This is a genomic window from Pseudomonas sp. NPDC089422 (assembly GCF_044749405.1).
GTDB lineage: Bacteria > Pseudomonadota > Gammaproteobacteria > Pseudomonadales > Pseudomonadaceae > Aquipseudomonas.
This window is the reverse complement of record NZ_JBIVHW010000003.1, coordinates 36,573-60,833: the sequence shown is the minus strand read 5'-3', so window position 1 is coordinate 60,833 and position 24,261 is coordinate 36,573. Positions and strand designations below refer to the sequence as shown.

The following is a 24,261-nucleotide window of genomic DNA, read 5'->3' as shown; positions in this document are numbered from 1 at the left end:
GGCTGCTTTGCAGCCCTTTCGCGACACAAGGCCGCTCCTACAGGGGACCGCGCATATCTGTAGGAGCGGCCTTGTGTCGCGAAAGGGCCGCAAAGCGGCCCCGGCGACCTGGAATCAGACCACGCCCTGAGCCAGCATGGCATCGGCGACTTTCACGAAGCCGGCGATGTTGGCGCCCTTCACGTAGTTGACCGTGCCATCGGCCTCTTCACCGTAATGCACGCAAGCATGGTGAATCGACTGCATGATGTTGTGCAGCTTGCTGTCCACTTCTCCGGCCGTCCACAACAGGCGCATGGCGTTCTGCGACATCTCCAGGCCCGACACGGCCACGCCGCCGGCGTTGGAAGCCTTGCCCGGGGCGTACAGGATGCCGGCCTCGATGAACAGATCGACCGCCGCCAAGGTGGTCGGCATGTTGGCACCTTCGGCCACGCAAATGCAGCCGTTGCGCAGCAGGGTGCGGGCGTCTTCGATGTCCAGCTCGTTCTGCGTGGCGCACGGCAGGGCGATGTCGCACGGCAGGCTCCACGGCGTCTGGCCCTTGCGGAACTCCAGGCCGAACTGGCCGGCCAGCTCGCTGATGCGGCCGCGCTTGACGTTCTTCAGGTCCATCAGCGCGTCCCACTGGGCATCGGTCAGGCCGGCTTCGGCGTACAGGGTGCCTTCGGAGTCGGACAGCGAAATCACCTTGCCGCCCAGGTCCATGACCTTGCGCGCTGCGTACTGGGCGACGTTGCCGGAACCGGAAATGGCCACGCGGCGACCATCGATGCGCAGGCTCTGACGCTTGAGCATTTCTTCAGCGAAGTACACGCAGCCGTAGCCGGTGGCCTCTGGGCGAATCAGGCTGCCGCCGTAGGTCATGCCCTTGCCGGTCAGCACCGAGGTGAACTGGTTGGCCAGGCGCTTGTACTGGCCGAACATGAAGCCGATCTCGCGGGCACCCACGCCAATGTCACCGGCCGGCACGTCGCAGTCGGCACCGATGTGGCGGTACAGCTCGCTCATGAAGGCCTGGCAGAAGCGCATGACTTCGGCATCGCTCTTGCCTTTCGGGTCGAAGTCCGAGCCACCTTTGCCGCCGCCCATGGGCAGCGAGGTGAGGGAGTTCTTGAACACCTGTTCGAAGGCCAGGAACTTGAGCACGCTCAGGTTCACCGACGGGTGGAAGCGCAGGCCACCCTTGTACGGGCCGATGGCACTGCTCATCTGGATGCGGTAGCCGCGGTTGACCTGGACCTTGCCCTGGTCATCTACCCACGACACGCGGAACAGCACGGCGCGCTCAGGCTCGACCATGCGCTCGAGGATGCCGGACTGCAGGTAGTGAGGGTTGGCTTCGAGGAAAGGCCACAGGGTACGCAGCACTTCTTCCACAGCCTGGTGGAATTCCGGTTGGCCCGGGTCGCGTTGCTGCAGGCGTGCAAGGAAATTGTCGACAGATTCGATCATGGTAGACATCTCACCAAGAGGATTGGACTTATTGGTTTTTTTCGAAATGTACCAAGAAGCAATCGCACTGGAATAGGGCGAAATGTCGTTTTTATGAAATTATTTGGTGCGTTTTATATAAGTGTATACAAAATCGCCATCGATTCATCGGTAAAATCGGCGCCATGCCGCTGTGAGTAGGCACAAAAATGGGGCCGCGAAGGGCCCCATTCTTGTGCATCAGAAAACCGGCTTACTGGGCCAGCTTCTTGTGCCGTACACGGTGCGGCTGGGCAGCAGCATCGCCCAGGCGCTTCTTGCGGTCGGCTTCGTACTCGGTGTAGTTGCCCTCGAAGAACACCACGTTCGAGTCGTCTTCGTACGCCAGGATGTGAGTGGCCACACGGTCCAGGAACCAACGGTCGTGGGAAATCACGATGGCGGCGCCCGGGAAGTCCAGCAGGGCTTCTTCCAGCGAACGCAGGGTTTCGACGTCGAGGTCGTTGGACGGTTCGTCGAGCAGCAGGACGTTACCGCCCTCCTTCAGGGTCAGGGCCAGGTGCAGGCGGCCACGCTCACCACCGGACAGGTCCTTGACGAACTTCTGCTGGTCGCCACCCTTGAAGTTGAAGCGGCCAACATAGGTGCGCGACGGGATCTCGTAGCTGCCGATCTTGATCATGTCGGAACCGTCGGAAACCTGCTGGAACACGGTCTTGCCACCGTCCAGGTCCTCGCGGCTCTGGTCGACACAGGCCAGTTGCACGGTTTCACCGATCTCGATGCTGCCCGAGTCCGGTTGCTCCTTGCCCATCAGCATGCGGAACAGGGTCGACTTACCGGCACCGTTACCGCCGATCACGCCGACGATGGCGCCTTTCGGCATGGAGAACGACAGGTTGTCGATCAGCACGCGGTCGCCATAGCCCTTGCTGACGTTCTTGAACTCGATGACCTTGTCGCCCAGGCGCGGACCGGCCGGGATGTAGATCTCGTTGGTTTCGCTGCGCTTCTGGAATTCCTGCGACTGCATTTCTTCGAAACGCTGCAGACGGGCCTTGGATTTGGACTGACGAGCCTTGGCGCCTTTGCGCACCCACTCCAGTTCCTCTTTCATGGCCTTCTCGTGGGCGCTCTGCTGCTTGGATTCCTGCGCCAGACGCTCCGACTTGGCTTCCAGCCAGCCCGAGTAGTTGCCTTCGTACGGAATGCCGGCGCCGCGGTCCAGTTCGAGGATCCAGCCAGCGACGTTGTCGAGGAAGTAACGGTCGTGGGTAATCGCTACCACGGTGCCTGGGAAGTCGTGCAGGAAGCGCTCCAGCCAGGCTACCGAGTCGGCGTCCAGGTGGTTGGTCGGTTCGTCGAGCAGCAGCATGTCGGGGGCCGACAGCAGCAGGCGGCACAGGGCCACACGGCGTTTCTCACCACCGGACAGGTGTTCGATGCGGGCATCCCAGGCCGGCAGGCGCAGGGCGTCGGCGGCGACGTCCAGCTGGCGCTCCAGGTTGTGGCCGTCGGCGGCCTGCAGGATGGCTTCGAGCTTGGCCTGTTCGGCAGCCAGCTTGTCGAAGTCGGCGTCCGGCTCGGCGTAGGCCGCGTAGACCTCGTCCAGGCGAGCCTGGGCGTCCTTGATCACGCTGACCGCTTCCTCGACCACTTCACGCACGGACTTGTTCGGGTCCAGTTGCGGTTCCTGCGGCAGGTAACCCACGTTGATGTCGGGCATCGGACGGGCTTCGCCGTCGAATTCCTTGTCGACGCCCGCCATGATCCGCAGCAGGGTCGATTTACCGGCGCCGTTCAGGCCGAGCACGCCGATCTTGGCGCCTGGGAAGAACGACAGGGAAATATTCTTGAGAATTTCCCGCTTCGGCGGCACGACCTTGCTCAGCCGATGCATGGTGTAGACGTATTGAGCCAAAACCAAGCCCTCTAAATAGGTAAAGACATCGACGATCACCCAGGCTTTGTGGCCAGGGGGATGTGTTTACGGGGTTTCATTGAACAAAGTCGACCATTCTACGCCAACGCGCGGCGTTGCACAGGGTGGTCGGATGGTGGGGGGGATCGCTGTGATCCTGGGAGGCATTATTTGCCTGTACCGGCCCTTTCGCGGGACAAGCCCGCTCCTACAAAGACCACCCGGCCTGCAGGAGCGGGCTTGCCCCGCGAAAAGGTCAGTGCTGCAGCCGAAGATGGCTCAGACGTGACGCTGCTTGCCAGCCTTGCCCCGCGGCAGGCGGCAACGCTCGCCCTGCTCGGCCAGGCGCGCAGCATAAGCGGCCTTGACGCTGAAGCCACCGCTGCGGGCAGGCTGCTCGGCAACCTTGGCAGGCTTGGCCGCAACAGGCGTGCTGACAACCTTGCCCGCCGGCTTGGCCACGGCAGCCACGGGAGCCTCTTCAGCCGGCGCTACCGCCGCCTTGGCGGTCTTGCGCAGTTCAGCCAGCGATGGCGTCTTGTTCTTCGAGGCCGCAGCCGCGTCGGGTTTGACCAGCGAACGCTGGCACGATTTGCAAGATACGTCCGCGGTCACGGCAGTGCTGACAAGGGTCTGACTGCTGCGCCCACAGGCGGAATCGAGGCCATTGGTGGAAAAGTGAGTAACCAAAACCGAACATCTCCGATGCGTTGTCATTGAAGCGGGCGGCATTCTCGCACAGGATGCAGGGTCTTGCCGAACAGGCCGGCATCACCACGACCACTGGCGCCGGACAAGGGGGCTGGCACATTGCCATAATCACAGGCATGCTAGCCCGTTCGGAAGTCCGGCTTTATAGTGCGCAGCCGCGGTCCTGGCCTGTGCAGATACCGGCATACACCGTGCATGTTTCCTCCCTGCCCTCGCCAGCCCAATCGCAGGACCAACGCTTGACCGATCTCAATCATCCGACTCTGCTGCGCCCCGCTTCGCCGGCCCCAGTCGCTTCGCTGCGTGGTTCGGTGAAAGGTGCGCTGGCCCTGCTGGCCCTGATCCTGCTGGCTTTGCTGCTATGGCAACTGTTCTCGCAGTTCCGTCACACCCAGGCCGACCAGCGCCAGCTGAGCCTGGACGCCAGTGCCGAACTCGCCGACCACCTGAGCCTGAACATGGCGCTCAAGGCCCAGCAGGCCCTCAACGCGGTCCAGCCGTACGTCAAGGCGCCGGCGCCCGCCGCCCTGCCGAGCCTGCTGGCGACCTTGCGTGAACGCCTGCCCAGCCTGCGCGACCTGGCGTGGCTGGACCATGCCGGGCAACTGCGCAGCGACAGCCTGGCCGGCAGCCCCGACCGCCAGTTGATTGACGAACTGGTCAGCCTGAACCAGGGCCGCAGCTACTTTTTCGCCAATTCGGCGGACAACCGCATCATCTATCTGCTGTTGCGCCAGACGGCTGAACAGGATCGCGGCTACTGGCTGCTGCGCCTGTCAGCGGACTATTACCAGGCGCTCACCGTGCACCTGAACGGCCCCGGCCACCCGCTCTGGCTGCTGGAAAACAGCCGCAGTGGCGAGGTCCTGGAACGCCATGCCCCGGCACAGACCAGCGGTGAACCCCTGCAAAGCGTGATACTCGCCTTCATAGACAACAGCGCCTGGCAAATGCGTGGCCTGTTCGACGCCGGCCTGGCCCAGCAGAAGCTGCTGCCGGCACTGATCGGCAAGTGCCTGCTGGCACTGTTCTGCGCCCTGCTGCCCGTGCTGGCGCTGATCAACATGCGCCGCCGCCAGCGCGCCCTGCAGGAAGACCGCCGGCGCTACCAGGAAATCTTCGAAGGCACGGGCGTGGCCCTGTGCGTGCTTGATCTGTCGAGCCTGCCCGGCCAGCTCGACCGCTATCACCTGCGCAACCTGGCCGGGCTCAAGCAGAGCCTGGCACTGGACGCCAATCTGCGCCGCTCGCTGCTGCTGGAGCTGAAGATCACCGAGATCAACCAGGTGGCGCGCCAACTGCTCAATGTCGAGTGCCACGAAGGCGCCTGGCAACGGCTGATCGATGGCAGCGGCGTTGGCCGCGAGAGCATCGGCATGCAACTGATCGACGCCCTGATCGAACAACGCCCGTCGCTGGAACTGGAAGTGCGCCTGCCCGCGCCGCTGGGCGGCGAGCTGCACCTGTGGCTGATGGCGCGCCTGCCCCAGCAGCGCCGCGATTACCAGGCGGTGATCCTCAGTATCAGCGACATCACCAGCCGCAAGCAGGTGGAGCTGTCGCTGCTGGAGCGTGAAAGCTTCTGGTCCGACGTGGTGCGCACCGTGCCTGACCAGCTGTACGTGCAGGACGTGCTCAGCCAGCGGATGATCTTCAGTAACCGCCACCTCGGCCAGACCCTCGGCTACGACCGCACCGAGCTGGCGCAGATGGGTGACCGCTTCTGGGAATTGCTGCTGCACCCCGAAGACGCCGCGCACTATCAGGATCTGCGCCAGCAACAGCGCGACAGTGCGCACAGCCAGTCGCTGCACACTCAGTTGCGCTTCCGCCACCGTGACGGCGGCTGGCGCTGCTACGAAATCCGCGAGCAGGTGCTGACCCGCGACGACGACGGCCTGGTCACGCGCATCATCGGCGTGGGCAAGGACGTCACCGTGCAGATCGAGGCCAGCCAGTCGCTGCGTGACAGCGAGCAGCGCTACCGTATGCTCGCCGAAAGCATCAGCGACGTGATCTTCTCCACCGACAGCCGCCTGCAGCTCAACTACCTCAGCCCGTCGGTGCAGGCGGTGCTGGGCTACCAGGCCGAGTGGATCTTCGACAACGGCTGGCAGTCGATCATCGCCAACCCGGCCCAGCTCACCGGCATCTACAGCCTGATGGAACGGGTCAGCAAGGCCATGGGCGACAGCGCTCAGCTGGCACAACTGCGCAGCCAGCTGCCGACGCAACTGTTCCTGTTCGACTGCCTGCGCGCCGATGGCCGCAAGATCCCCATCGAATTGCGCCTGGTGCTGGTCTGGGACGACCAGCAGCGCTTCGAGGGCGTGCTCGGCGTGGGCCGCGACATCAGCCAGCAACGCCGCGCGGAAAAAGACCTGCGCATGGCCGCGACGGTTTTCGAACACTCGACCTCGGCCATCCTGATCACCGACCCGGCCGGCTACATCGTGCAGGCCAACGAAGCGTTCAGCAGGGTCAGCGGCTATGCGGTCAGCGACGTGCTCGACCAGCTGCCGGCCATGCTGGTGGTCGAGGACCAACAGCAAAGCCACCTGCGCTACGTGCTCAAGCAGCTGCACCAGCGCGGCAGCTGGGAAGGCGAAGTGTGGCTCAAGCGCCGCGACGGCGACCATTACCCGGCCTGGGTCGGCATTACCGCCGTGCTCGACGACGAAGGCGACCTGGCCAGCTATGTGTGCTTCTTTACCGACATCAGCGAGCGCAAGGCCAGCGAGCAGCGCATCCACCGCCTGGCCTACTACGACGCCCTCACCCACCTGCCCAACCGCACGCTGTTCCAGGACCGCCTGCACACCGCGCTGCAGCAGGCCGAGCGGCAGAAGTCGTGGGTGGTGCTGATGTTCCTCGACCTCGACCGCTTCAAGCCGATCAACGACTCCCTCGGCCACGCCGCGGGCGACCGCATGCTCAAGGATATGGCCCTGCGCCTGCTGGCCTGCGTCGATGACGACGACACCGTGGCGCGCATGGGCGGCGATGAATTCACCCTGCTGCTGCAGCCGCGCGCCACCCGCGAGATGGCCCTGAACCGCGCCATTCATGTTGCCGAGAGCATTCTGGGCAGCCTGGTGCGGCCGTTCGTGCTGGAAGGCCGCGAGTTCTTCGTCACCGCCAGTATCGGCATCGCCCTAAGCCCGCAGGACGGCAACGAGCTGAGCCAGCTGATGAAGAACGCCGACACCGCCATGTACCACGCCAAGGAGCGTGGCAAGAACAACTTCCAGTTCTACCAGACCGAGATGAACGCCAGCGCCCTGGAGCGCCTGGAACTGGAAAGCGACCTGCGCCACGCGCTGGAGCAGAACGAATTCATCCTCTACTACCAACCGCAGTTCAGCGGTGACGGCAAGCGCCTGACCGGTGCCGAGGCTCTGCTGCGCTGGCGCCACCCGACCCGCGGCCTGGTGCCGCCGGGCGACTTCATCCCGGTGATCGAAGAGCTGGGCCTGGTGGTGGATGTCGGCGACTGGGTGCTGCGCGAGGCCAGCCGCCAGCTGAAGGTCTGGCACAAGAGCAAGGTGCGCGTGCCGAAGGTGTCGGTGAACATCTCGGCGCGGCAGTTCTCCGACGGCCAGCTGGGCACGCGGATTGCCACCATCCTCGAGGAAACCGGCCTGCCGCCGGCGTGCCTGGAGCTGGAACTGACCGAGAGCATCCTGATGCGCGAGGTCAACGAGGCCCTGCAGATTCTCGCCAGCCTGAAGAACCTTGGCCTGAGCATCGCGGTCGACGACTTCGGCACCGGTTACTCGTCGCTGAACTACCTCAAGCAGTTCCCCATCGACGTGCTGAAGATCGACCGCACCTTCGTCGACGGCCTGCCCGAGGGCGAGCAGGACGCGCAGATCGCCCGGGCAATCATCGCCATGGCCCACAGCCTCAACCTGGCGGTGATCGCCGAAGGCGTGGAGACCCACGAGCAGCTGGAGTTCCTGCGCGAGCATGGGTGTGACGAGGTGCAGGGCTACCTGTTCGGGCGACCGATGCCGGCCAACCAGTTCGAGGCGCAGTTCGCCAACGAGACCCTGTTCATGTTCCAGTGAGTTCCCACAGGGGCCGCGTCACGACTGAAATCCATGTCAAAAAAACGGACCTTCGAGTCAACTCCAGCCCAGACACGGCGCGGGATGCAACATGAGGCCCATTGGTCCGCGACTTGATGCCAGTTCATATGCCAGGCGCGGATCAATCGGTTAGAATGCCCCCCCAAATTACCCCGATCCTTGAGGACCGCCATGTTCAGCCGTGATTTGACCATTGCCAAGTACGACGCCGAGCTCTTCGAAGCCATGCAGCAAGAAGCCCTGCGCCAGGAAGAGCATATCGAGCTGATCGCTTCGGAAAACTACACCAGCCCGGCAGTCATGGAAGCCCAGGGCTCGGTCCTGACCAACAAGTACGCCGAAGGCTACCCAGGCAAGCGCTACTACGGCGGCTGCGAATACGTCGACGTGGTCGAGCAACTGGCCATCGACCGTGCCAAGCAGCTGTTCGGCGCCGACTACGCCAACGTCCAGCCGCACGCGGGTTCGCAAGCCAACGCCGCGGTCTACCTGGCCCTGCTGTCGGCCGGTGACACCATCCTGGGCATGAGCCTGGCCCACGGTGGCCACCTGACCCACGGTGCTTCGGTGAGCTCGTCGGGCAAGCTGTACAACGCCATCCAGTACGGCATCGACGGCAACGGCCTGATCGACTACGACGAAGTCGAGCGCCTGGCGGTCGAGCACAAGCCGAAGATGATCGTTGCCGGCTTCTCGGCTTACTCGCAGGTCCTGGACTTCGCCCGCTTCCGCGCCATCGCCGACAAGGTCGGTGCCTACCTGTTCGTCGACATGGCCCACGTTGCCGGCCTGGTTGCCGCTGGCGTGTACCCGAACCCTGTGCCGTTCGCCGACGTGGTCACCACCACCACCCACAAGACCCTGCGCGGTCCACGTGGCGGCCTGATCCTCGCTCGCAAGAACGAAGAGATCGAGAAGAAGCTGAACTCCGCCGTCTTCCCAGGCGCCCAGGGCGGCCCACTGGAGCACGTGATCGCCGCCAAGGCCATCTGCTTCAAGGAAGCACTGCAGCCTGAGTTCAAGGCTTACCAGCAGCAGGTCGTGAAGAACGCCCAGGCCATGGCCGAAGTGTTCATCGAGCGTGGTTTCGACGTGGTTTCCGGCGGTACCCAGAACCACCTGTTCCTGCTGTCGCTGATCAAGCAGGAAATCTCCGGTAAAGATGCTGACGCTGCCCTGGGCAAAGCCTTCATCACCGTCAACAAGAACTCGGTACCGAACGACCCACGTTCCCCGTTCGTCACCTCGGGCCTGCGTTTCGGCACCCCAGCCGTCACCACCCGTGGTTTCAAGGAAACCGAGTGCCGCGAGCTGGCCGGCTGGATCTGCGACATCCTGGCTGACCTGAACAACGAAGCGGTGATCGACGCCGTGCGTGAGAAGGTCAAGGCCATCTGCAAGAAGCTGCCGGTTTACGGCAACTGATTGGCACAAGCCTGATGTGAAAATGCCCGGCCTTGTGCCGGGCTTTTTCTTGCCTGCATTCTGGCGCGGGAACCGCTTCCGAATAGGCTGCGTGGGCCAGGCTGCCTAACCTGCCGCCTCCTCTGACAAACAAGCAGGAGGCCACCCATGGCTGATCACGTAGCACTGTCCTTCACCGCCACCCTGCAGGTCGCTGAAGCGCCGATCAATGTGCTGGGCAACATGACCCGCGGGCCCGTAACGCTGGCGAGCCCAAAGCAAACGCCAGGTCATGTCGTCGAAGGCGCCACCACCCTCGGCATGTTGAATGGCACCGACGCGAACTGGCACCACGGCCGGGAGATCGGGCTGATCACCTTCGAGCAAGCCGCCCAGCCAGCCCCGTTACTGCTGTATTTTCGCCATGGCGAGAAGGGTTACCGACTCTATCTGCGCAACGGCCCCCACGCTGGCCAAGGAGTGTTCATCACCGGCGATGGCCTGGTGAACGTCCAGCCGATCAAGGCAGAAGACCCAAGCCTGTGGGCGCTGACCGATGCGCAAACCGGTGATGCGTTCGACCTGACGCTGCTTGAAGAGGGTCGCAGGGAAATTCAGTTGGCCAGCGCGAAGGGGCACCCGCTGGAGGTGCACAATCTGTATCCGGTGGGCGGTTTTCTGGCCTGCTATCCGGCGGCGCAGCAAGGGACCTTGAGCCTGATCATCGAGGAACGCGGTGTCGATTGGCTCAAGCCGGCCTGATACGTCGTGCGCCTCCCGTCGTCACGTATTAACCTGTGCCACCCCACGTACAACCCAGCACAGGCCCGGTCTTGACCAGAGAGCAACTCGAAACCCAGCAAATCCCGATCTACTTTGCCGCGGTGCTCGCAGCCGTTGTCTTCAGTCTGCTGGCCAGCGACGCCGCGCAACACCTGCAAGTGCTGGTCACCCCTGCCATCGCCGTGCTGATGTACGCGATGTTCCTGCAGATCCCCTTCCTCGACCTGCGCCAGGGCCTGGGCAACCGCCGCTTCATGGCCGCCCTGCTGCTTGCCAACTTCATCCTTGTGCCATTACTGGTGTGGGGCCTCACCCGCGGCCTGGCCGAGCACCCGGCGATCCTGATCGGCGCCCTGCTGGTGCTGCTGACGCCGTGCATCGACTATGTGGTGGTGTTCACCCACATCGGCAAAGGCGACTCGCGCCTGACCCTCGCTGCCACGCCCGTGCTGTTGCTGGTGCAGCTGATGCTGCTGCCGCTGTACCTGGCGCTGATGCTCGGCGACAGCAGCGGCGTGACCATCCGCATCGCCCCGTTCGTGGAAGCTTTCGTGCTGCTGATCGTGCTGCCGATGATCCTCGCCGTGCTCACCAGCGCCGGCGCCCGCCGCTACAGCGCTGTCTCAGCCTGGAATGACGCCTGGGCATGGATGCCGGTACCCGCGATGGCACTGGTGCTGGTGGCGGTGATCGGGTCGCAGATTGCCGTGGTGATGCGGGATTTTGACCAGTTGCTGCCGGTGATTCCGGTATACGTCGGCTTCATGCTGCTGGCGCCGCTGCTAGGGTTCGTCGCAGCGCGGCTGTTGCGCTTGCCAGTGGCAGAGGCACGCTCGGTAACCTTCAGCGCCGCTACGCGTAACTCGCTGGTGGTGTTGCCGTTGGCACTGGCATTGCCGGAGGACCTGTGCGGGCTGGCGGCAGCGGCAGTCATTACGCAAACACTGGTTGAGCTGGTAAGTGAATTGATTTACGTCCGGGCCGTCCCGGCCCTCATACGACCCCGATAGGCCACTATGCGATCATTGTAGGAGCGGCCTTGCCGGGGCGCCGGACCGGTCGGATAGGGCTGCGAAAGCAGCCCCAAAGTCTCGCCAGCTGTAGCCGCTGTTCCCCGCTCACAACGCCTTCATCTCCGCAATATCCCGCGCCACCTGATCGGCAGAGTGGTCAAACATCGCCTGCTCCTGCGCATCCAGCGGCAACTCGATCACCCGGGCAATCCCCTCCCCCGCCAGCACGCAGGGAACGCCCATGGCGATGTCGGTGCGCCCGTATTCCCCTTCAAGAATCGCAACCGCCGGCAGAATGCGGTTACGCCCATTGGCAATCGCATCCACCATCTGCGCAATGGCCACGCCCGGTGCATCGCAAGCACTGCCGACCTTCTTCAAACCCAGAATCTCACCACCACCCTTACGCGTGCGCTCGACGATCCGCTCGATCTGCTCATCAGACAGGAAGTGCGACAGCGGCACCGACCCGACCTGGCAGTAGCGCATCAGCGGCACCATGCTGTCGCCATGCCCGCCCAGCACCAGCGCCGTGATATCGCGGGCAGAAAACCCCGTCTCCTCGGCAATGAAGCACTTCATGCGTGCGGTATCCAGCACCCCGGCCTGCCCGAACACCCTGCCGCGCCCCAGCTTGCTCAGCGACCAGGCCCGATAGGTCAGTACATCGACCGGGTTCGACACCACCAGCACCGTCGCGGCCGGCGCATAGCGGTTGATGTCCTGCATGATGCCGTCGAGGATCGGCAGGTTGATGCTCAGCACGTCCTGCCGCGACTGGCCAGGCTTACGTGGCACGCCTGCGGTAATCACCACCAGGTCCGAGTCCTGCAGCATTTCGGCCTTGGCGCCACCCAGCACCCGGGTATCAGAACCCGACTCGACGGCTGCCTGCCAGATGTCCAGCGCCTTGCCCTGGGCCAGCTCACCCTGCACATCGAGCAACATCAGCTCACGGCAGTACTCTTCCCGGGCAATGATCTGCGCCGCCGCCTCGCCTACGATCCCGGCACCTACGATTGATAGCTTGTTCACCTCACACCTCCCAGCGGCGAGCGCCACCAGGAGCACGCCTGCATATACAGAGAAGTATTGTCTGCCAAGGCGAAAAGGCCATGTGATGCGACCGCATGCTATTGACAGCATCCCACCGTCCCGGAAATACTTTGTAAAGATTCATATAGATGACCAAATAACAAGGTGAATCGCTCCATGACCGCACTGCCCAGCCCTACGCGTATGCCCGGCGCCACACCGCCGTGCGCCAGCACCATTCCTCCGAAGTTCGAAGTTTGCGCATCCAGTCGGCCATCTGCCCGCGACCGATAACGGCTCGCTATTGCCCGCAGAAACCCTGTCATGCCTGCAATGCCTGAGTGCCGCGAGCACGCCAGCCCAACCGAGATTCCCTGAATGACCCCCTTAGATATACAGCTGTTGCTGACCGCACTGGTCAGTGTCCTGGTGCTGGTAGCGCTGATCGTGTCCCGCCTCAAGATGCACCCGCTGCTGGCCTTGCTGGTGGTGTCCATTGGCGTGGGCTTTGCCACCCGCATGGAGCCCGGCAGCATCGTCTCTCACCTGCTCACGGGCGCTGGCAAGACACTGGGTGCAGTCGGGGTGGTGATCGCGCTGGGCGCGATGCTCGGCAAGATCCTGGCTGACGCTGGCGTCACGGAACAGGTCGCGGATGTGATCCTCAAGCGCACCTCGGACCGGATGATCCCCTGGGCGATGATGCTGGTGGCCTTTGTCATCGGCATCCCGATGTTCTTCGAAGTGGGCCTGGTGATCATGCTGCCGTTGATCTTCAGCGTGGCGCGCAAGCTGGAAAGCAAGGCCCGCTTCAAGGGCTCGGCGTATGTGTATGTCGGTGTGCCGGTGATTGCCGCGCTGGCCGCGATGCACGGCATGGTCCCGCCGCATCCTGGCCCGTTGACCGCCATCGCGGTGCTCAAGACCTCGGTCGGGCCCACCATGCTGTATGGTTTCCTTGCCGCTATCCCGGCCATGATCCTGGGCGGCCCGCTGTATGGCCTGTTCATTTCGCAGCGCATGAGCACGCGCCCCGATCAGGCATTGCTGGACCAGTTCACCCTGGCCGAGAAAGCCGACGATCAACCCCGCCCCGGCGTAGTGGTCGGCATACTGGCCGCGTTGCTGCCGGCGATCCTGATGCTGGTGCATGCCGTCGCCGAAATGCTGCTGCCCAAGGGCAATGCGCTGCTGGAACTGGCCAGCTTCCTGGGCAACCCATTGATCGCCATGCTGCTGGGCGTGCTGTTCGCCGGCGCGAGCCTGGTACTGGCGCGCGGCGGCGACGCCGAACAGCTGCGCGATGCGCTGGGCAAAAGCCTCAAGCCAATCGCCTCGATCATCATGATCATCGCTGGGGGTGGGGCCTTCCAGGAGATGCTGACCAGCGCCAAGGTCGGCGATGCCATCGTGCACCTGACCCAGCAATCGGCCTTCCCGCCGTTGATTCTGGGGTGGCTGATCGCGATGCTGCTGTCTGTGTCTACCGGCTCCGCCACGGTTGGCATCGTCGGCGCTGCCGGCTTGCTGGCGCCGCTTGCAGGTGCTGACCCCAGCCTGAACCTGCCGTTGCTGGCCCTGTCGATCGGCTGCGGTTCGCTGTTCTTCAACTATGCCAACCATGCCGGGTTCTGGATGGTGAAGGAGTCCTTTGGCATGACCATGGGCGAAGCGACCAAGACCATCTCGGTGGTGCAGTCCATCGTGGCGGTGGTTGGCTTGATCGTGGTGTTGATGCTGAATGCGGGGATTACGGTGGGCTGAGCCGGGGAAAACGGCTCAGTTCATCAGCTTACTCAGCGTTTTTCTGCGACCAGGGTGTAGCACATGGGTATTTGTGCTGCGCCCTGCTCATAGACGTCGTAGACCTCCTCCCGATTGGAATGCGGGTACTCGTCGAATGCACGAAGGCTCAAGCCTGCGCGAGTAACACTCATGAGCACATCGCTCAGCGGGTGGAGATGCCAATAAGACTGCAGTTCGTTGGGCTCGGCCTTGCCTTCGTAGACAATGGCGCCCGTTTCGACCAGTGGTTCGGACAGGAAATAGGAAGTGCTGATGCGCCACGGGTCGCGGGCTTCGGGGTCGAGCATTTCCAGGAAGGGGTGGGTTTCGTAGATCACTAGAATGCCGCCCGGCTTAAGCGTCCTGGCAACGTGGCTGAAGAACAGAGCGAGGTCAGGCATCCAGTTCACAACACCGATGGTGATCAAGGCGACATCAAAGCGCTCGTTCAGGGTTGCCGGCAGTTCGTGGATGTCTGACTCGACGAATTCGGGCGAATATGGGGATCTTTCGGCAAGCTCGTGCGCTTGTTTGAGAAATGCCGAAGACTGATCGACACCCACCACTTCCAGTGCGCCAAGGGCAAACAGCGAAAGCACTTCGCGGCCATTGTTGCAGCCCAGCTGGATAACGGCCTTCCCCGTTACGCCTACCTGCTCCAACTGTTCAGTCAGGGTTGAATCCAGGCAAGAAAAGTATTTGTTAGCCACGGCTTCGATCAGTTGGCTCCAGGCCGCGCTTCGCCGATGGTGATCGGCTGATGCATTCCAGGCATCACGGTTTTTGGCGATGACATCCCTGTGAGAAACCATCTTGAACCTCATCTTTCGTTGTTGAGGCTTCTGACAGTAGCAGCTGCGCCAGCTGTAGGCTGGCGACAGCGCTCTTCCCATTCAATCGACCAGGTCGCTGGGGTCGATCATCTTCCCGCATTGCTCACTGGCCAGCCGGCTGATGATCCGGATTGCCTGATGGATGCCTGCGGTGTTGCGGAAGCTCAGGTGAGGGTTGTGTTCGCACTCCAGCACTTCATCGTGCTGGACCAAGGCTTCGCCGAGCAGTTCGAGGGTCCAGGCGTAGCTTTGGAGGGTGGATAAGCGTTCCTGGTCAGTCATGGGGCACCCGCCTTGGGCTGGAGGTGGGGCGAGCCAGATCGCAGATCGGGTAGAAGCGGTGAGGTTTGAGAGCTGGCGCGGGGCGGCGGCGGAGAACGGATGCGAGGATCCTGGATAGACTTCGGATGAGCATGCATGAGGTCCTTTTCGATTGAAGCACCACGCTGACCGTCGCCAAACGATTAGGGTGGCAGCTGTACGCAGGTTGGCGAACCGAGGAAAAGGAACTCGGCAGACCCGAAGGTCTCCCACGCACAGCCGCCATTACACGAAACTGCGGACGCAAAAAAAGCGCCTGCAATCGTGGTCGGGGCGCCGTTGCGCCTTTTCGTACGGGTCGCCAAACCCGGTCGCGGAATTGGCCGCGACGGGGGCAATTTATCCCCATGAGGCTGGTTTCGCAAGCGGCTGCATCATTCATAAAAGCAACGCATGTCGTAGGAAGAATGTAAGCGTCTAGAGGCCCGCATCGCTTCATTGCGGAAACAGGAGTCGTATCAATACGAAAGACGCTTCTCAGCTACGCTGGCTATAGTCTGTGGTCAGTCGAACTGTAGCAGGTACATTTTATGCCGCGTCTCAAGGATCTTTACCCAACGATCGCTCTCCTGAGTGACGCGCCTTTGTTGGATTTGTGTGAAGCTGTTCTACAAGTCTTGGGGAGCCAATTGCGGGCCCCTCAAAATGCTGAGTGCGCCCATAACTTTCTTTCAAACATTCTGACGGACTACGACCGAAGCGAGCTCGCAGCATTGGCATGCTCAGAAGCTTGGGGCTGGCTGTATAGCAATGGTTTTATTTGCCATCATCCGATTAACGACAGCCCGTGGATGACCCTCTCACGCCTGGGTAGGAAACACTACGAGCAGAGCACGCCGCTGAAATCGTGGATAGAAGATCGCCAACTTCCAGAGGAGCTGCTCCACCCCTCACTACGGTCTGCCGCACTAAATCTGTTCAAACAGGAAATGTATGACACTGCAGTTTTTGAGTCGCTCAAGACTCTCGAAGTCTCGATACGCAAAGTAGCACTTCTCAGCGATGAATGGATTGACCTAAGCTCACTACTCATGCTTTTGCTCCCAAAATTGGACCATTGACAGATAAAAAAGCCGGAACAGGTGAGCAGCAAGCATTGATGCAACTGATGTCAGGCGCAATCGGTAGTTATAAAAATCCTCAAAGCCATCGGCATGTTGGGCTTGAGGCCTCCGAAGCAAGGGAGATGATCATTATGGCATCCCACTTGCTCGGCATCGTCGACAGCCGCCATGCTTAATAGCGGTTCTGCACTGGAGCATTGAGTCAGTGACGCTCTCTGTGATCGGAAAGGACTCACACAATGCGCTTATTAATAATCTCAACTAATCGAAGGAAGGAGCTTTTCAATCCAAGAGGTAATGGGCACATACATACCATAAGCCCAAAGCAGCGTACCGAATACTGTTAAGCCAATTCCGGTCAGCTCTGACCTCAATTCAAGGCCCAAACGCTTCCGAGCGGCCTCCTGGCTTTGTATGACAATCTTTCTGCACTCCTCTTCAGAAAGAGGCGGGCCAGTGACCCCGGTACTGTTTGCAATCAGCTCTTCTCGCTTGAGATATTTCTCAATAGTTGTGAATTTTATAGTCGAAAAAAGTCCAATAATTGTAATTGGCCCTCCTGCCGCGGCAAAGATAGACAAATCATTACATACGACCGCCAGATATATAGAGCCTGTAAGCAGGAACACCACAAAGACAAGATTAGTCGGAGTCGAAGTTAGCCACAGTATAAAAGCGCACAACTGCTCTATAGTGCTCGATTTCTTGGGCGAGGTCGGGGTTTTTCTGAATTTCTCATTTGCCCAGCGATTGGCGAACACGAGAGAAAAACTTGCCACTACCGTCCATAACAGCAGCTCACCCTGGGATCCTAATAGCGCATACTTTTCTGCGAAATGATTCATGAGATCGCTCTCAAGGTCACCCATGTAGCGCAATATTAACCCGGCTAAAATTTGGGTAGCATTGAAGGTAAAGCTTATGCACACCAGCGAGGTCACAAAAATATTAATGGTATGTGCTATGGCGTCATTCGACCTTTTTTTAGCGGCATAGACTCCAAGTAAAACCATAGCAACGGCCGCAAGATAAGCAAAAAATCCTATGAAAAACTCATTATGGAAGCTAACCAAAACAAGCACGGCGCCAAGAATCGAGGCGATAGTTATTGAAAAAAGATCAAGTAGAGCAGGCTTAAAGGCGCTCTTCATGGCTTGCACTTCAAATATTCCTTTTCTTTATCGGTATTGTTTCGCACGCACAAATCCTTATCCAAACTAATGAGTGGCGCAGATACACGCCATGCGAATATAAAAATTGCGCTCTCTCTAAGAAGCGCTATTTGCCTTCTATTCTAACATCGCTAGCGCTGTAAAAACCTACCGAACGGCCCCACATCACAAATGCCGTTTGAGCATAGGTCGTTACATCAGTGCCGCATGCTCCTGGGGAAACACGCAGCAAACGTTCTCCAAGGACCGTTTCCTCCCAATTTTCTTACCATAGCGGCAAGCAAAGGAGCCGCCGTGGTCAGCACCCCATCCCGCATTTTCAAGATGAAGCCTGCCGATCTGGTGGAGCATCCCACAGGTGGCCTCGTCTTTGGCGTGATCCCGCCGATTTCAGCCATGAATCTGAACCTCGCCGAGGGCAGGGTCTATGTCAAAGTCGGCCAGCACTTCCAGGGCAAGGGCGGTCAGGCCAGCGGCTATGGCATCCTGCATATCTGGCATGGGAAGAAAGCGTTTCTACGCAAACGGGGCATCAATAGCCCGGATCATCTGGCGGCGTTCATCGCCTCACTCATGGCACAAGGCACCGAGATCTACCACGATGCCCATCATCCTTTAGCGGCTAAAAAGCGCATCACACTGCTGCGAACGGTAGACGGCACCCTGACGCTGGAACCACGCGAGGGTGATCGGGTGCTTGGCTTTCACTACTCGGTGGTGACCTGGACACCTCAGCCCACTCCACGAGGGACCAAAGTCGGGGAAATAATGATCGATTGGGCAAAAGAAAAGGCGACCCTTGTGGGGTCGCCTTCGGATGTTACTGAGGCTGTAGTCGCAGCGATTCTTTAGTTTCCGGATCTACGATCCATCAGGTCAGAACCCAGTCAAATCATCGGCCATATGGTGGGGCCTATCGACTGTCCCTACGTCAGTGAGTACCAGCTTCACTGCTGCCAGATTCGGGGGGCCGATTACTGGCAAGCCATGCCCAAAAATGCGCGTTTGCAGTCCTCGCCGAACATTCTCGAAGATTTGCCTTGAAAGGTCAAACCGCCCATTTTCGGCAATTTGTTACAGCGGCCTGTTGGGCGTTGGCTTTCATCAACGCACAAAAAAGGCCTGCATCGCTGCAAGCCTTGATATGTGGTGCCGGAGACAGACGGACGGTTGTTGGCCGTGAGGGCCCGGTTTTCGCGGGGCTGGAACTTGGTGGATTTTTTGATGTACCTCATAGGGTATCTACAAACAAATCAGCTAGTTATGGCTTTAAGTGGAATCGAATCGGAAATTGCGAAGGCTCCACTATGAGCTATGCACACCCGCTTCCAGTGCTAGGTGAGAAACGGCAGAAAACGCGCCCATAGCTGGCGGTGGCTAAGGTCAGCAATCGGCCAAAAGCAACCGCTCAAAAGTGTCTAGAAAAGCCGGGGCGATTCATCCCATGGCAATTTACAAAGCATGCTTGCGTGTATAGTGGCAAAAAATTTCCTGTCGAAGAATACCCTGAATGCACGCAACGGTAGATTGGATAGCTGACGATGAACCCAACAGCCCTCGTGGCGTGGTTTCCTCCTTGAATATCGGCCCGAAGGTTGTAGCATTGGGGTTTAGGGGAGCGAAAGTTGGCCAAGGTATTTCTTGGGCCGGTGCAATCGGCCTTGAACTCACAGAGGCCGTTCAAACCGTCACAGCCTATTACGAAGAAATCCCTGCCCCCAAGATGAGCGCGGCAATCAAAAAATTCCCTACACAGTCACCGGGTGCTTTTCTGATGATTCCTATAAATCGTTCACGGGGAAGTGGACTGAAGCTGTAGGAGCCCAACACGTGTATGAGTTGAGTATCGACATCGGCTGATATGCGCCTCGCTGCTCAGATGCGGATACCGCCATCGGCCTTCAGAACACACCCAATGAGTTGAGATTCAGCCTATGACGCAAGAAAACTCGGCCCTTGACCGGGCATGTGAGGATTTCGAACACTTCATCAAGTACATCCTTGAGCCTGCTAAGAACGATTTAGAGGCAAAGGTCCGGAACAACGAGATCTCGCTCCACCAAGCGTTCGGTGCAAACCTGATTTTGGCTCACAGCGTTGATTACTTACAGGCAGTGCGAGCGGCCGACGGGATAACAGAAACACGCAAAGAATTGGTCGCAACGTTTGATGCAAAATTCTCGGTTTCTGGGGCGTATCTTGCAAATCGAAAAATGGAACTGGTCGACGGGATCAACAACGCACTCAAGCACATTCGAATTGACCCAGCGCGGTACAAAGGACTGGGCGAACGCTATGGGCAGATCTCGTTCCAGAGCTTGATGGAGGAGGAAGGACGCATTTTCTGCCACCTTGATGAATATCGATTCGATTACTGTCGTGTTGTTCTCTTGCCAGCCCTTAAAGCCCTGTCGAGCTGGAATTTTGAAGGAACTGATGACGTTGTTAGGTTCGCGAGAGGCGAATACATCATTGCGAATAGTTCTTGGCATCCCGATATCTACGATCCCGATGACCCTTCAACGGCAATCGATCAAATGATCGAGATCTGCAATCCTCCTTGCATAAATTGTGATCAGCTACATGACGAATGCCTCTGTTCAAAGTACGTTTTCGCCGGTGAAAGCGGTCGATTTGAACCTGCTTACACTCCCACTTCTGGCGAGATCGATGAACTGATGAGTCATATATCGCCCTCATACCGACGATCATAAAAGGCCCCAACGGTGACCACTCATGAGGATGCGCATTTTCACGGAGGCTCCTGGCGACGCGCAAGTGCATAACCCATCGCTTGCAATGGAATCATGACCGGCAGAGACCGACCCATAACTGCCGTTGACAGCAGGTTAAAATTGGACATCTGCGCCGAAGGGTTAAGGGCCGACTCAAGAAATACAACCTAAGCGTTGTAGAGGCTAGTGTCTCCTAATCGCATCAACGAGCTGTTTGAATTCCTCGTTTTCACTATCCGATTTCCAGCGATTAGCGAACCTACAAACAACTTGCAGATTGTCCCGATCGTAGTGCCCATCACTTTTGATTCGGTCAAGGGAGCATAAAAACTGGTCATCATCTTGCTCACCATCAAGTTGAAGAGGTATATCAGTCAAAGCACACCTTCCTTCCTGTGCGTTGAAAAGCTCAGCAAGTAGCTCCCTCACATCATCGAACGAAAGACTAATTAACTTGTTTTTTATGGTACTCACCACCTCTTGCCCATTGGATTGAGCCACTGTCGATAAAGCGGTCTGCGCCATTCGGTAACAAGCTCTTTCTAAGGGGGTGAAGCTAGTACTCAACGTCTTTTTGGAGTTCCGCAACACTTCTTTCCATTTCGGTAAGTCATGCCATTCCGAGAGATCTGCGTCATCAATCAGCGCTCTCGCGTATGCTGCATTTTCGGGTGATAACGCCGCTAGAGTACCCTGTGTAAAAAGAATCTGCCTCGCTTTCGGATGCAGGCTGTTCCAGCTCAAAGACCTACCATTCTTATTCGTGCTGGACCAGGGCAGACAAGGTTTATGGTAGACAAACACAGGTCGAGCACCTATCTCAATGGGTTCAGTAGTTTGGTAGATTTCACAGGCAGCGGTAGTCGACTCCGTCCACCACACATGATTTTGGTCGCAATGCATCCATATATCCCCAGCGGTGTCATTTACCGTTGTGGTCGCATTGAACCATCGCGTGGTGACCGCAGGAGTAGGCGGTTTATTGTCTAGAAAGTTGGAGGGTTGCATAGAGATTTGATGGTATGCATCCCGATCATTAGCCAACCAAGCGGCATGTGCATCCAGGTTATTCATTGTCGCGACGGTATTTTTCTTGAGACACTCGGGCCATTCGTAATTTTTTCGCCCAAAGTTAGCGATGTAGACCTTCTTCATGGAGCTACCCCGGCTGCTTTTTGAGGTCTGAGTGTAGAAGATGTTGAGCGGGAAAGGCACGGACTCAAGCCGATTGCGAGTTATCCGCTGTGCGGAAGTATCCATCGGGGCTGGTTTTCTCGTAACCGACCATGGCGGGAGGTCTGGAGGGGCACTCGACAGGATCGTGGGTCAATACCCTGGATGCCACCAGGCCAGATCTTTGGTTACTCGCTGACTCGAATCACAAGCTCAATTACGTCCCAGGAAGTGGTAGCTGGTACTCTGGGGATGGCACAGCCCCTTCGACACCCGGCACAAAGATCCGCTAAAGGACTGGGGGAGGGTCACACTGAGAGAAGGTAGGCATGCCCCCCTGACCCAGGATATTGATCCCCTACATACGCTCAGCTTTAGGGTGTAATAACACTTCCAGAGCCTCAGTGCCGAGGTGGTCAGGCTCAACCATGTCTCTGTACGATAGGCTGGCTGCTGTCGTACTCCGAGCACAAGGAAGCCGCCAATGCCTTGGCCAAATGCACCAACTCACTTCGATCTGATCGATCCGGGAGGGCAGGAGACTATCAGCAAACGTTTAGCAGGACTAGCGGACGCTGAGGCTTAACTATGCCTGTTGTAACGGGTACAGCTAAATCCTTTGAGCAGACACCTTTGGTTACAGGCAACGTGGCACACAAAGTGCCCCACACACAGGGATGAAAGTAAGGTATGAAGATCTACATCGATGAATCAGGCTTGTTCGATGCGCACACGAAAATGGAGAGAATCGATAAAGCATGGTGCGCGGTGGGCGCCCTCACCGTTCCACATTTCAGTGAAAAACAGGTGCAAGCTGCATTGGCTGAACTGAAACGGGACCTAGGCATCGAGCCCCATGAAGAGATTAAAAATCCGAGGCCCAGCCCAGACAGCCCTGAGTTCATTAAATTTTTAGAAAAACTCAAGAAGGCAAAATGCACATTGCATGCCGTGACGACAAATCGCTTTTTATTCGACGATCAAAAAACGAAAGCTCACAAGCAAAGTCAAATAGCAGGCAGAGAAAACTATCTAAAACTTGTAAAGCCCGAGATGGAGGGTCAGTCGTTTATGCTTCTAAGGCAAGAAGCAGACCGTATCATTCAGCTGATTCAGAAATCGAGCATACAAGAATACAATCAAATCATTTTTCAAGCGGCGCTTGTCGCATTCATGCTGGACAAGGCTCTAACCTTCTATGCTATTCATGCCCCAAAAGAGCTTTCCCGATTTTCGTGGGTCATCGATCAAAAAAATCGGGAAATGAAGGTATTCGAAACCCTTTATCTAGCGCTGATGCCTCCATTTGTTCAAGCAAATTTCAAAATAGAACCCAGAGGCATCCCGGTCACTGCAAAGAATGATCACAGATATTTTCTCAAAAACTATGGCGGATCTACTCCATTTGCCCCGATGAGTCGAGAGGAACTGGCGGAGAGGAAGAAAATTTACGGGATGGACTATTCCGAAATTACAAGCTCCATGATGAGTTTTAACTTCCAAAAACTGCTAGATCACGATTCAAAATTCGCTGATTCTAAAGAAACACTTGGGCTACAGGTGGCTGACTTAGTAATCTCTGGCCTTAACCGGCTTCTCAAAGGAAACGTTGATGATCCAGCCAAGTGTGCGAAAGTATTTGGTCCGCTCATTCTGAACGCTCCAAGACTAGGCATACCATCCATCCCTCAGCTTAATTTCTACGAGGGTACGGCGCTCCGCTCAGAGGTCGACTATAAAAACCTTGAGCTACTTAACAGAGAAGCAACCCGACTGTACAGCGACCAATTTAGATCAGGTTTTACTGATAGCTACAACCAATTCATGAGCCGACAAGCTACACCACAACCGACCTAGAATTTTTTAGGTTTGGCGAGCACGTCAAAATGAATCGCCCTCGCTTTCGTAGACACCTTCAATCCTAAAATTGACGCCATCTAAGCCGCTGTATAGCCGTCCGTATTTGGCCGCTTGCTGCCCTCCAACATGGGCAGCTTCGGGTCGAAAATGGCCAGTGGCGACCCAACAATTGAATATACTTTAAAACTCAATAAGGAGATTGAAAACATTTTAACTAACAACCAAATCCGGAACTAGCAACAAAGTATGGTCTTCGGGAGGATTGTAGGCTGAAATTAATGTCGTGCGATAATTACTCCCCGTCGTGCCCTGACATATTGGCAATGCCCCAAACCTTTTAACATGAGCGGAAAGAAGATTTCGCTCAAGAAACTTTCTTGCTTCAAAATTTTCGACGAGAATTATTTTAAGCCGGATTTTCATGCCGCGCCAATAATAACGAGACAATGAGTATATTGTCCCACTATCACTACCTCGAGTTTCGCTTGTGCTAATATGCTGAGCAAATCTCGTTCCTGTTGGCTCACTTGGACGGCCAGCTTCTCCAATATATACAACATGGCCCATCTCATTCGGATAGTTCACCGCCTCTTCAACTAGCGAGTAAATGTAGACCACGCTCACATTCGCTGCGAGTCTTTTATCCCTCTTCAGATCAAGCAGGCGGGCTCTGTTTATTGCCGTACCTTTCTGGATGACAACCTCAATTAACGGCCTCATAAAATAAAATCTAGCCCTTTTAATCTCATAAATTCATTTAAGCAATGCAACGCCTTCTGCCATATTAGATAATGAATTTCCATATCCCAACCACCTACCAGGCTGAAAACATCAAATAACAATCAATATAGGCTCCTTCTAGGCGTTAATTCCTCCACTTCTGCGTATGTTATTAAGAGGCTGAGAACAAGCCCCTGTAACACTAA

Annotated in this window: 20 protein-coding genes; 11 read left to right on the top strand and 9 right to left on the bottom strand. The window is 58.0% G+C overall.

Translation table 11 applies throughout. The annotated features are described in order from the left end of the window. Nucleotides 1-114: 114 nt before the first annotated feature. From gdhA to ACIPZ8_RS06425, 3 genes are all read right to left on the bottom strand, one after another. Nucleotides 115-1,455 (bottom strand): NADP-specific glutamate dehydrogenase, encoded by a 1,341-nt coding sequence (gene gdhA / locus ACIPZ8_RS06435; protein WP_400720629.1) that lies wholly within the window; start codon nucleotides 1,453-1,455, stop codon nucleotides 115-117. Between the two features lie 232 nt (nucleotides 1,456-1,687). Continuing rightward, on the bottom strand, nucleotides 1,688-3,355 hold the full coding sequence (gene ettA / locus ACIPZ8_RS06430; protein WP_400720626.1) for an energy-dependent translational throttle protein EttA: 1,668 nt from the start codon (nucleotides 3,353-3,355) through the stop codon (nucleotides 1,688-1,690). 279 nt (nucleotides 3,356-3,634) lie between these two features. Beyond that, complete coding sequence (locus ACIPZ8_RS06425; RefSeq protein ID WP_400720624.1) at nucleotides 3,635-4,045, bottom strand: hypothetical protein; 411 nt, start codon at nucleotides 4,043-4,045, stop codon at nucleotides 3,635-3,637. A gap of 260 nt (nucleotides 4,046-4,305) precedes the next feature. On the opposite strand from ACIPZ8_RS06425, the gene ACIPZ8_RS06420 reads away from it, so the two are divergent. The 4 genes from ACIPZ8_RS06420 (at nucleotide 4,306) to ACIPZ8_RS06405 (ending at nucleotide 11,354) form a co-directional block, all read left to right on the top strand. Next, nucleotides 4,306-8,136 (top strand): EAL domain-containing protein, encoded by a 3,831-nt coding sequence (locus ACIPZ8_RS06420; protein ID WP_400720621.1) that lies wholly within the window; start codon nucleotides 4,306-4,308, stop codon nucleotides 8,134-8,136. 192 nt (nucleotides 8,137-8,328) lie between these two features. Further along, complete coding sequence (gene glyA / locus ACIPZ8_RS06415; protein WP_400720618.1) at nucleotides 8,329-9,582, top strand: serine hydroxymethyltransferase; 1,254 nt, start codon at nucleotides 8,329-8,331, stop codon at nucleotides 9,580-9,582. A gap of 147 nt (nucleotides 9,583-9,729) precedes the next feature. Beyond that, a complete protein-coding gene (locus ACIPZ8_RS06410) occupies nucleotides 9,730-10,323 on the top strand; it encodes a hypothetical protein (RefSeq protein ID WP_400720615.1) in 594 nt (197 codons plus the stop codon). Nucleotides 10,324-10,394: 71 nt separating this feature from the next. Beyond that, entirely contained in the window at nucleotides 10,395-11,354 is a 960-nt protein-coding gene (locus tag ACIPZ8_RS06405) for an arsenic resistance protein (RefSeq protein WP_400720612.1), read from the top strand. Nucleotides 11,355-11,462: 108 nt separating this feature from the next. On the opposite strand, the gene ACIPZ8_RS06400 is transcribed toward ACIPZ8_RS06405, so the two are convergent. Next, nucleotides 11,463-12,392, bottom strand: coding sequence for a malate dehydrogenase (locus tag ACIPZ8_RS06400; RefSeq protein WP_400720610.1), 930 nt, complete (start codon nucleotides 12,390-12,392; stop codon nucleotides 11,463-11,465). 378 nt (nucleotides 12,393-12,770) lie between these two features. Here ACIPZ8_RS06400 and ACIPZ8_RS06395 point away from each other — a divergent pair, with 378 nt between their 5' ends. Further along, a complete protein-coding gene (locus tag ACIPZ8_RS06395; protein ID WP_400720608.1) occupies nucleotides 12,771-14,156 on the top strand; it encodes a GntP family permease in 1,386 nt (461 codons plus the stop codon). 32 nt (nucleotides 14,157-14,188) lie between these two features. Here the strand turns inward: ACIPZ8_RS06395 and ACIPZ8_RS06390 are convergent, their stop codons facing one another. Continuing rightward, on the bottom strand, nucleotides 14,189-15,001 hold the full coding sequence (locus tag ACIPZ8_RS06390) for a class I SAM-dependent methyltransferase (protein ID WP_400720605.1): 813 nt from the start codon (nucleotides 14,999-15,001) through the stop codon (nucleotides 14,189-14,191). Between the two features lie 69 nt (nucleotides 15,002-15,070). Then, a complete protein-coding gene (locus ACIPZ8_RS06385; RefSeq protein ID WP_400720602.1) occupies nucleotides 15,071-15,292 on the bottom strand; it encodes a hypothetical protein in 222 nt (73 codons plus the stop codon). 569 nt (nucleotides 15,293-15,861) lie between these two features. Here ACIPZ8_RS06385 and ACIPZ8_RS06380 point away from each other — a divergent pair. Further along, nucleotides 15,862-16,392, top strand: coding sequence for a hypothetical protein (locus ACIPZ8_RS06380; protein ID WP_400720599.1), 531 nt, complete (start codon nucleotides 15,862-15,864; stop codon nucleotides 16,390-16,392). Next, complete coding sequence (locus tag ACIPZ8_RS06375) at nucleotides 16,389-16,571, top strand: TIGR02391 family protein (protein ID WP_400720597.1); 183 nt, start codon at nucleotides 16,389-16,391, stop codon at nucleotides 16,569-16,571. The genes ACIPZ8_RS06380 and ACIPZ8_RS06375 overlap by 4 nt, the downstream gene beginning before the upstream one ends. Nucleotides 16,572-16,652: 81 nt before the next feature. Here the strand turns inward: ACIPZ8_RS06375 and ACIPZ8_RS06370 are convergent, their stop codons facing one another. Continuing rightward, nucleotides 16,653-17,555, bottom strand: a complete 903-nt coding sequence (locus ACIPZ8_RS06370; RefSeq protein WP_400720595.1) for a hypothetical protein — start codon at nucleotides 17,553-17,555, stop codon at nucleotides 16,653-16,655. 306 nt (nucleotides 17,556-17,861) lie between these two features. On the opposite strand from ACIPZ8_RS06370, the gene ACIPZ8_RS06365 reads away from it, so the two are divergent. From ACIPZ8_RS06365 to ACIPZ8_RS06355, 3 genes are all read left to right on the top strand, one after another. After that, nucleotides 17,862-18,419: a hypothetical protein gene (locus ACIPZ8_RS06365; protein WP_400720592.1), complete on the top strand. Its 558-nt coding sequence runs from the start codon at nucleotides 17,862-17,864 to the stop codon at nucleotides 18,417-18,419. A gap of 658 nt (nucleotides 18,420-19,077) precedes the next feature. Continuing rightward, the gene (locus ACIPZ8_RS06360) at nucleotides 19,078-19,386 is read left to right on the top strand and encodes a hypothetical protein (protein ID WP_400720590.1); all 309 of its coding nucleotides are present in this window, start codon (nucleotides 19,078-19,080) and stop codon (nucleotides 19,384-19,386) included. Nucleotides 19,387-19,501: 115 nt separating this feature from the next. Further along, on the top strand, nucleotides 19,502-20,281 hold the full coding sequence (locus tag ACIPZ8_RS06355) for a hypothetical protein (protein ID WP_400720587.1): 780 nt from the start codon (nucleotides 19,502-19,504) through the stop codon (nucleotides 20,279-20,281). Nucleotides 20,282-20,485: 204 nt separating this feature from the next. Here ACIPZ8_RS06355 and ACIPZ8_RS06350 read toward each other — a convergent pair whose 3' ends face one another. Next, nucleotides 20,486-21,457: a hypothetical protein gene (locus tag ACIPZ8_RS06350; protein WP_400720584.1), complete on the bottom strand. Its 972-nt coding sequence runs from the start codon at nucleotides 21,455-21,457 to the stop codon at nucleotides 20,486-20,488. Nucleotides 21,458-22,165: 708 nt separating this feature from the next. Here ACIPZ8_RS06350 and ACIPZ8_RS06345 point away from each other — a divergent pair. Continuing rightward, nucleotides 22,166-23,332, top strand: a complete 1,167-nt coding sequence (locus ACIPZ8_RS06345) for a DUF3800 domain-containing protein (protein ID WP_400720581.1) — start codon at nucleotides 22,166-22,168, stop codon at nucleotides 23,330-23,332. A gap of 213 nt (nucleotides 23,333-23,545) precedes the next feature. Here ACIPZ8_RS06345 and ACIPZ8_RS06340 read toward each other — a convergent pair whose 3' ends face one another. Continuing rightward, on the bottom strand, nucleotides 23,546-24,055 hold the full coding sequence (locus ACIPZ8_RS06340) for a hypothetical protein (protein WP_400720578.1): 510 nt from the start codon (nucleotides 24,053-24,055) through the stop codon (nucleotides 23,546-23,548). Nucleotides 24,056-24,261: the final 206 nt, after the last annotated feature.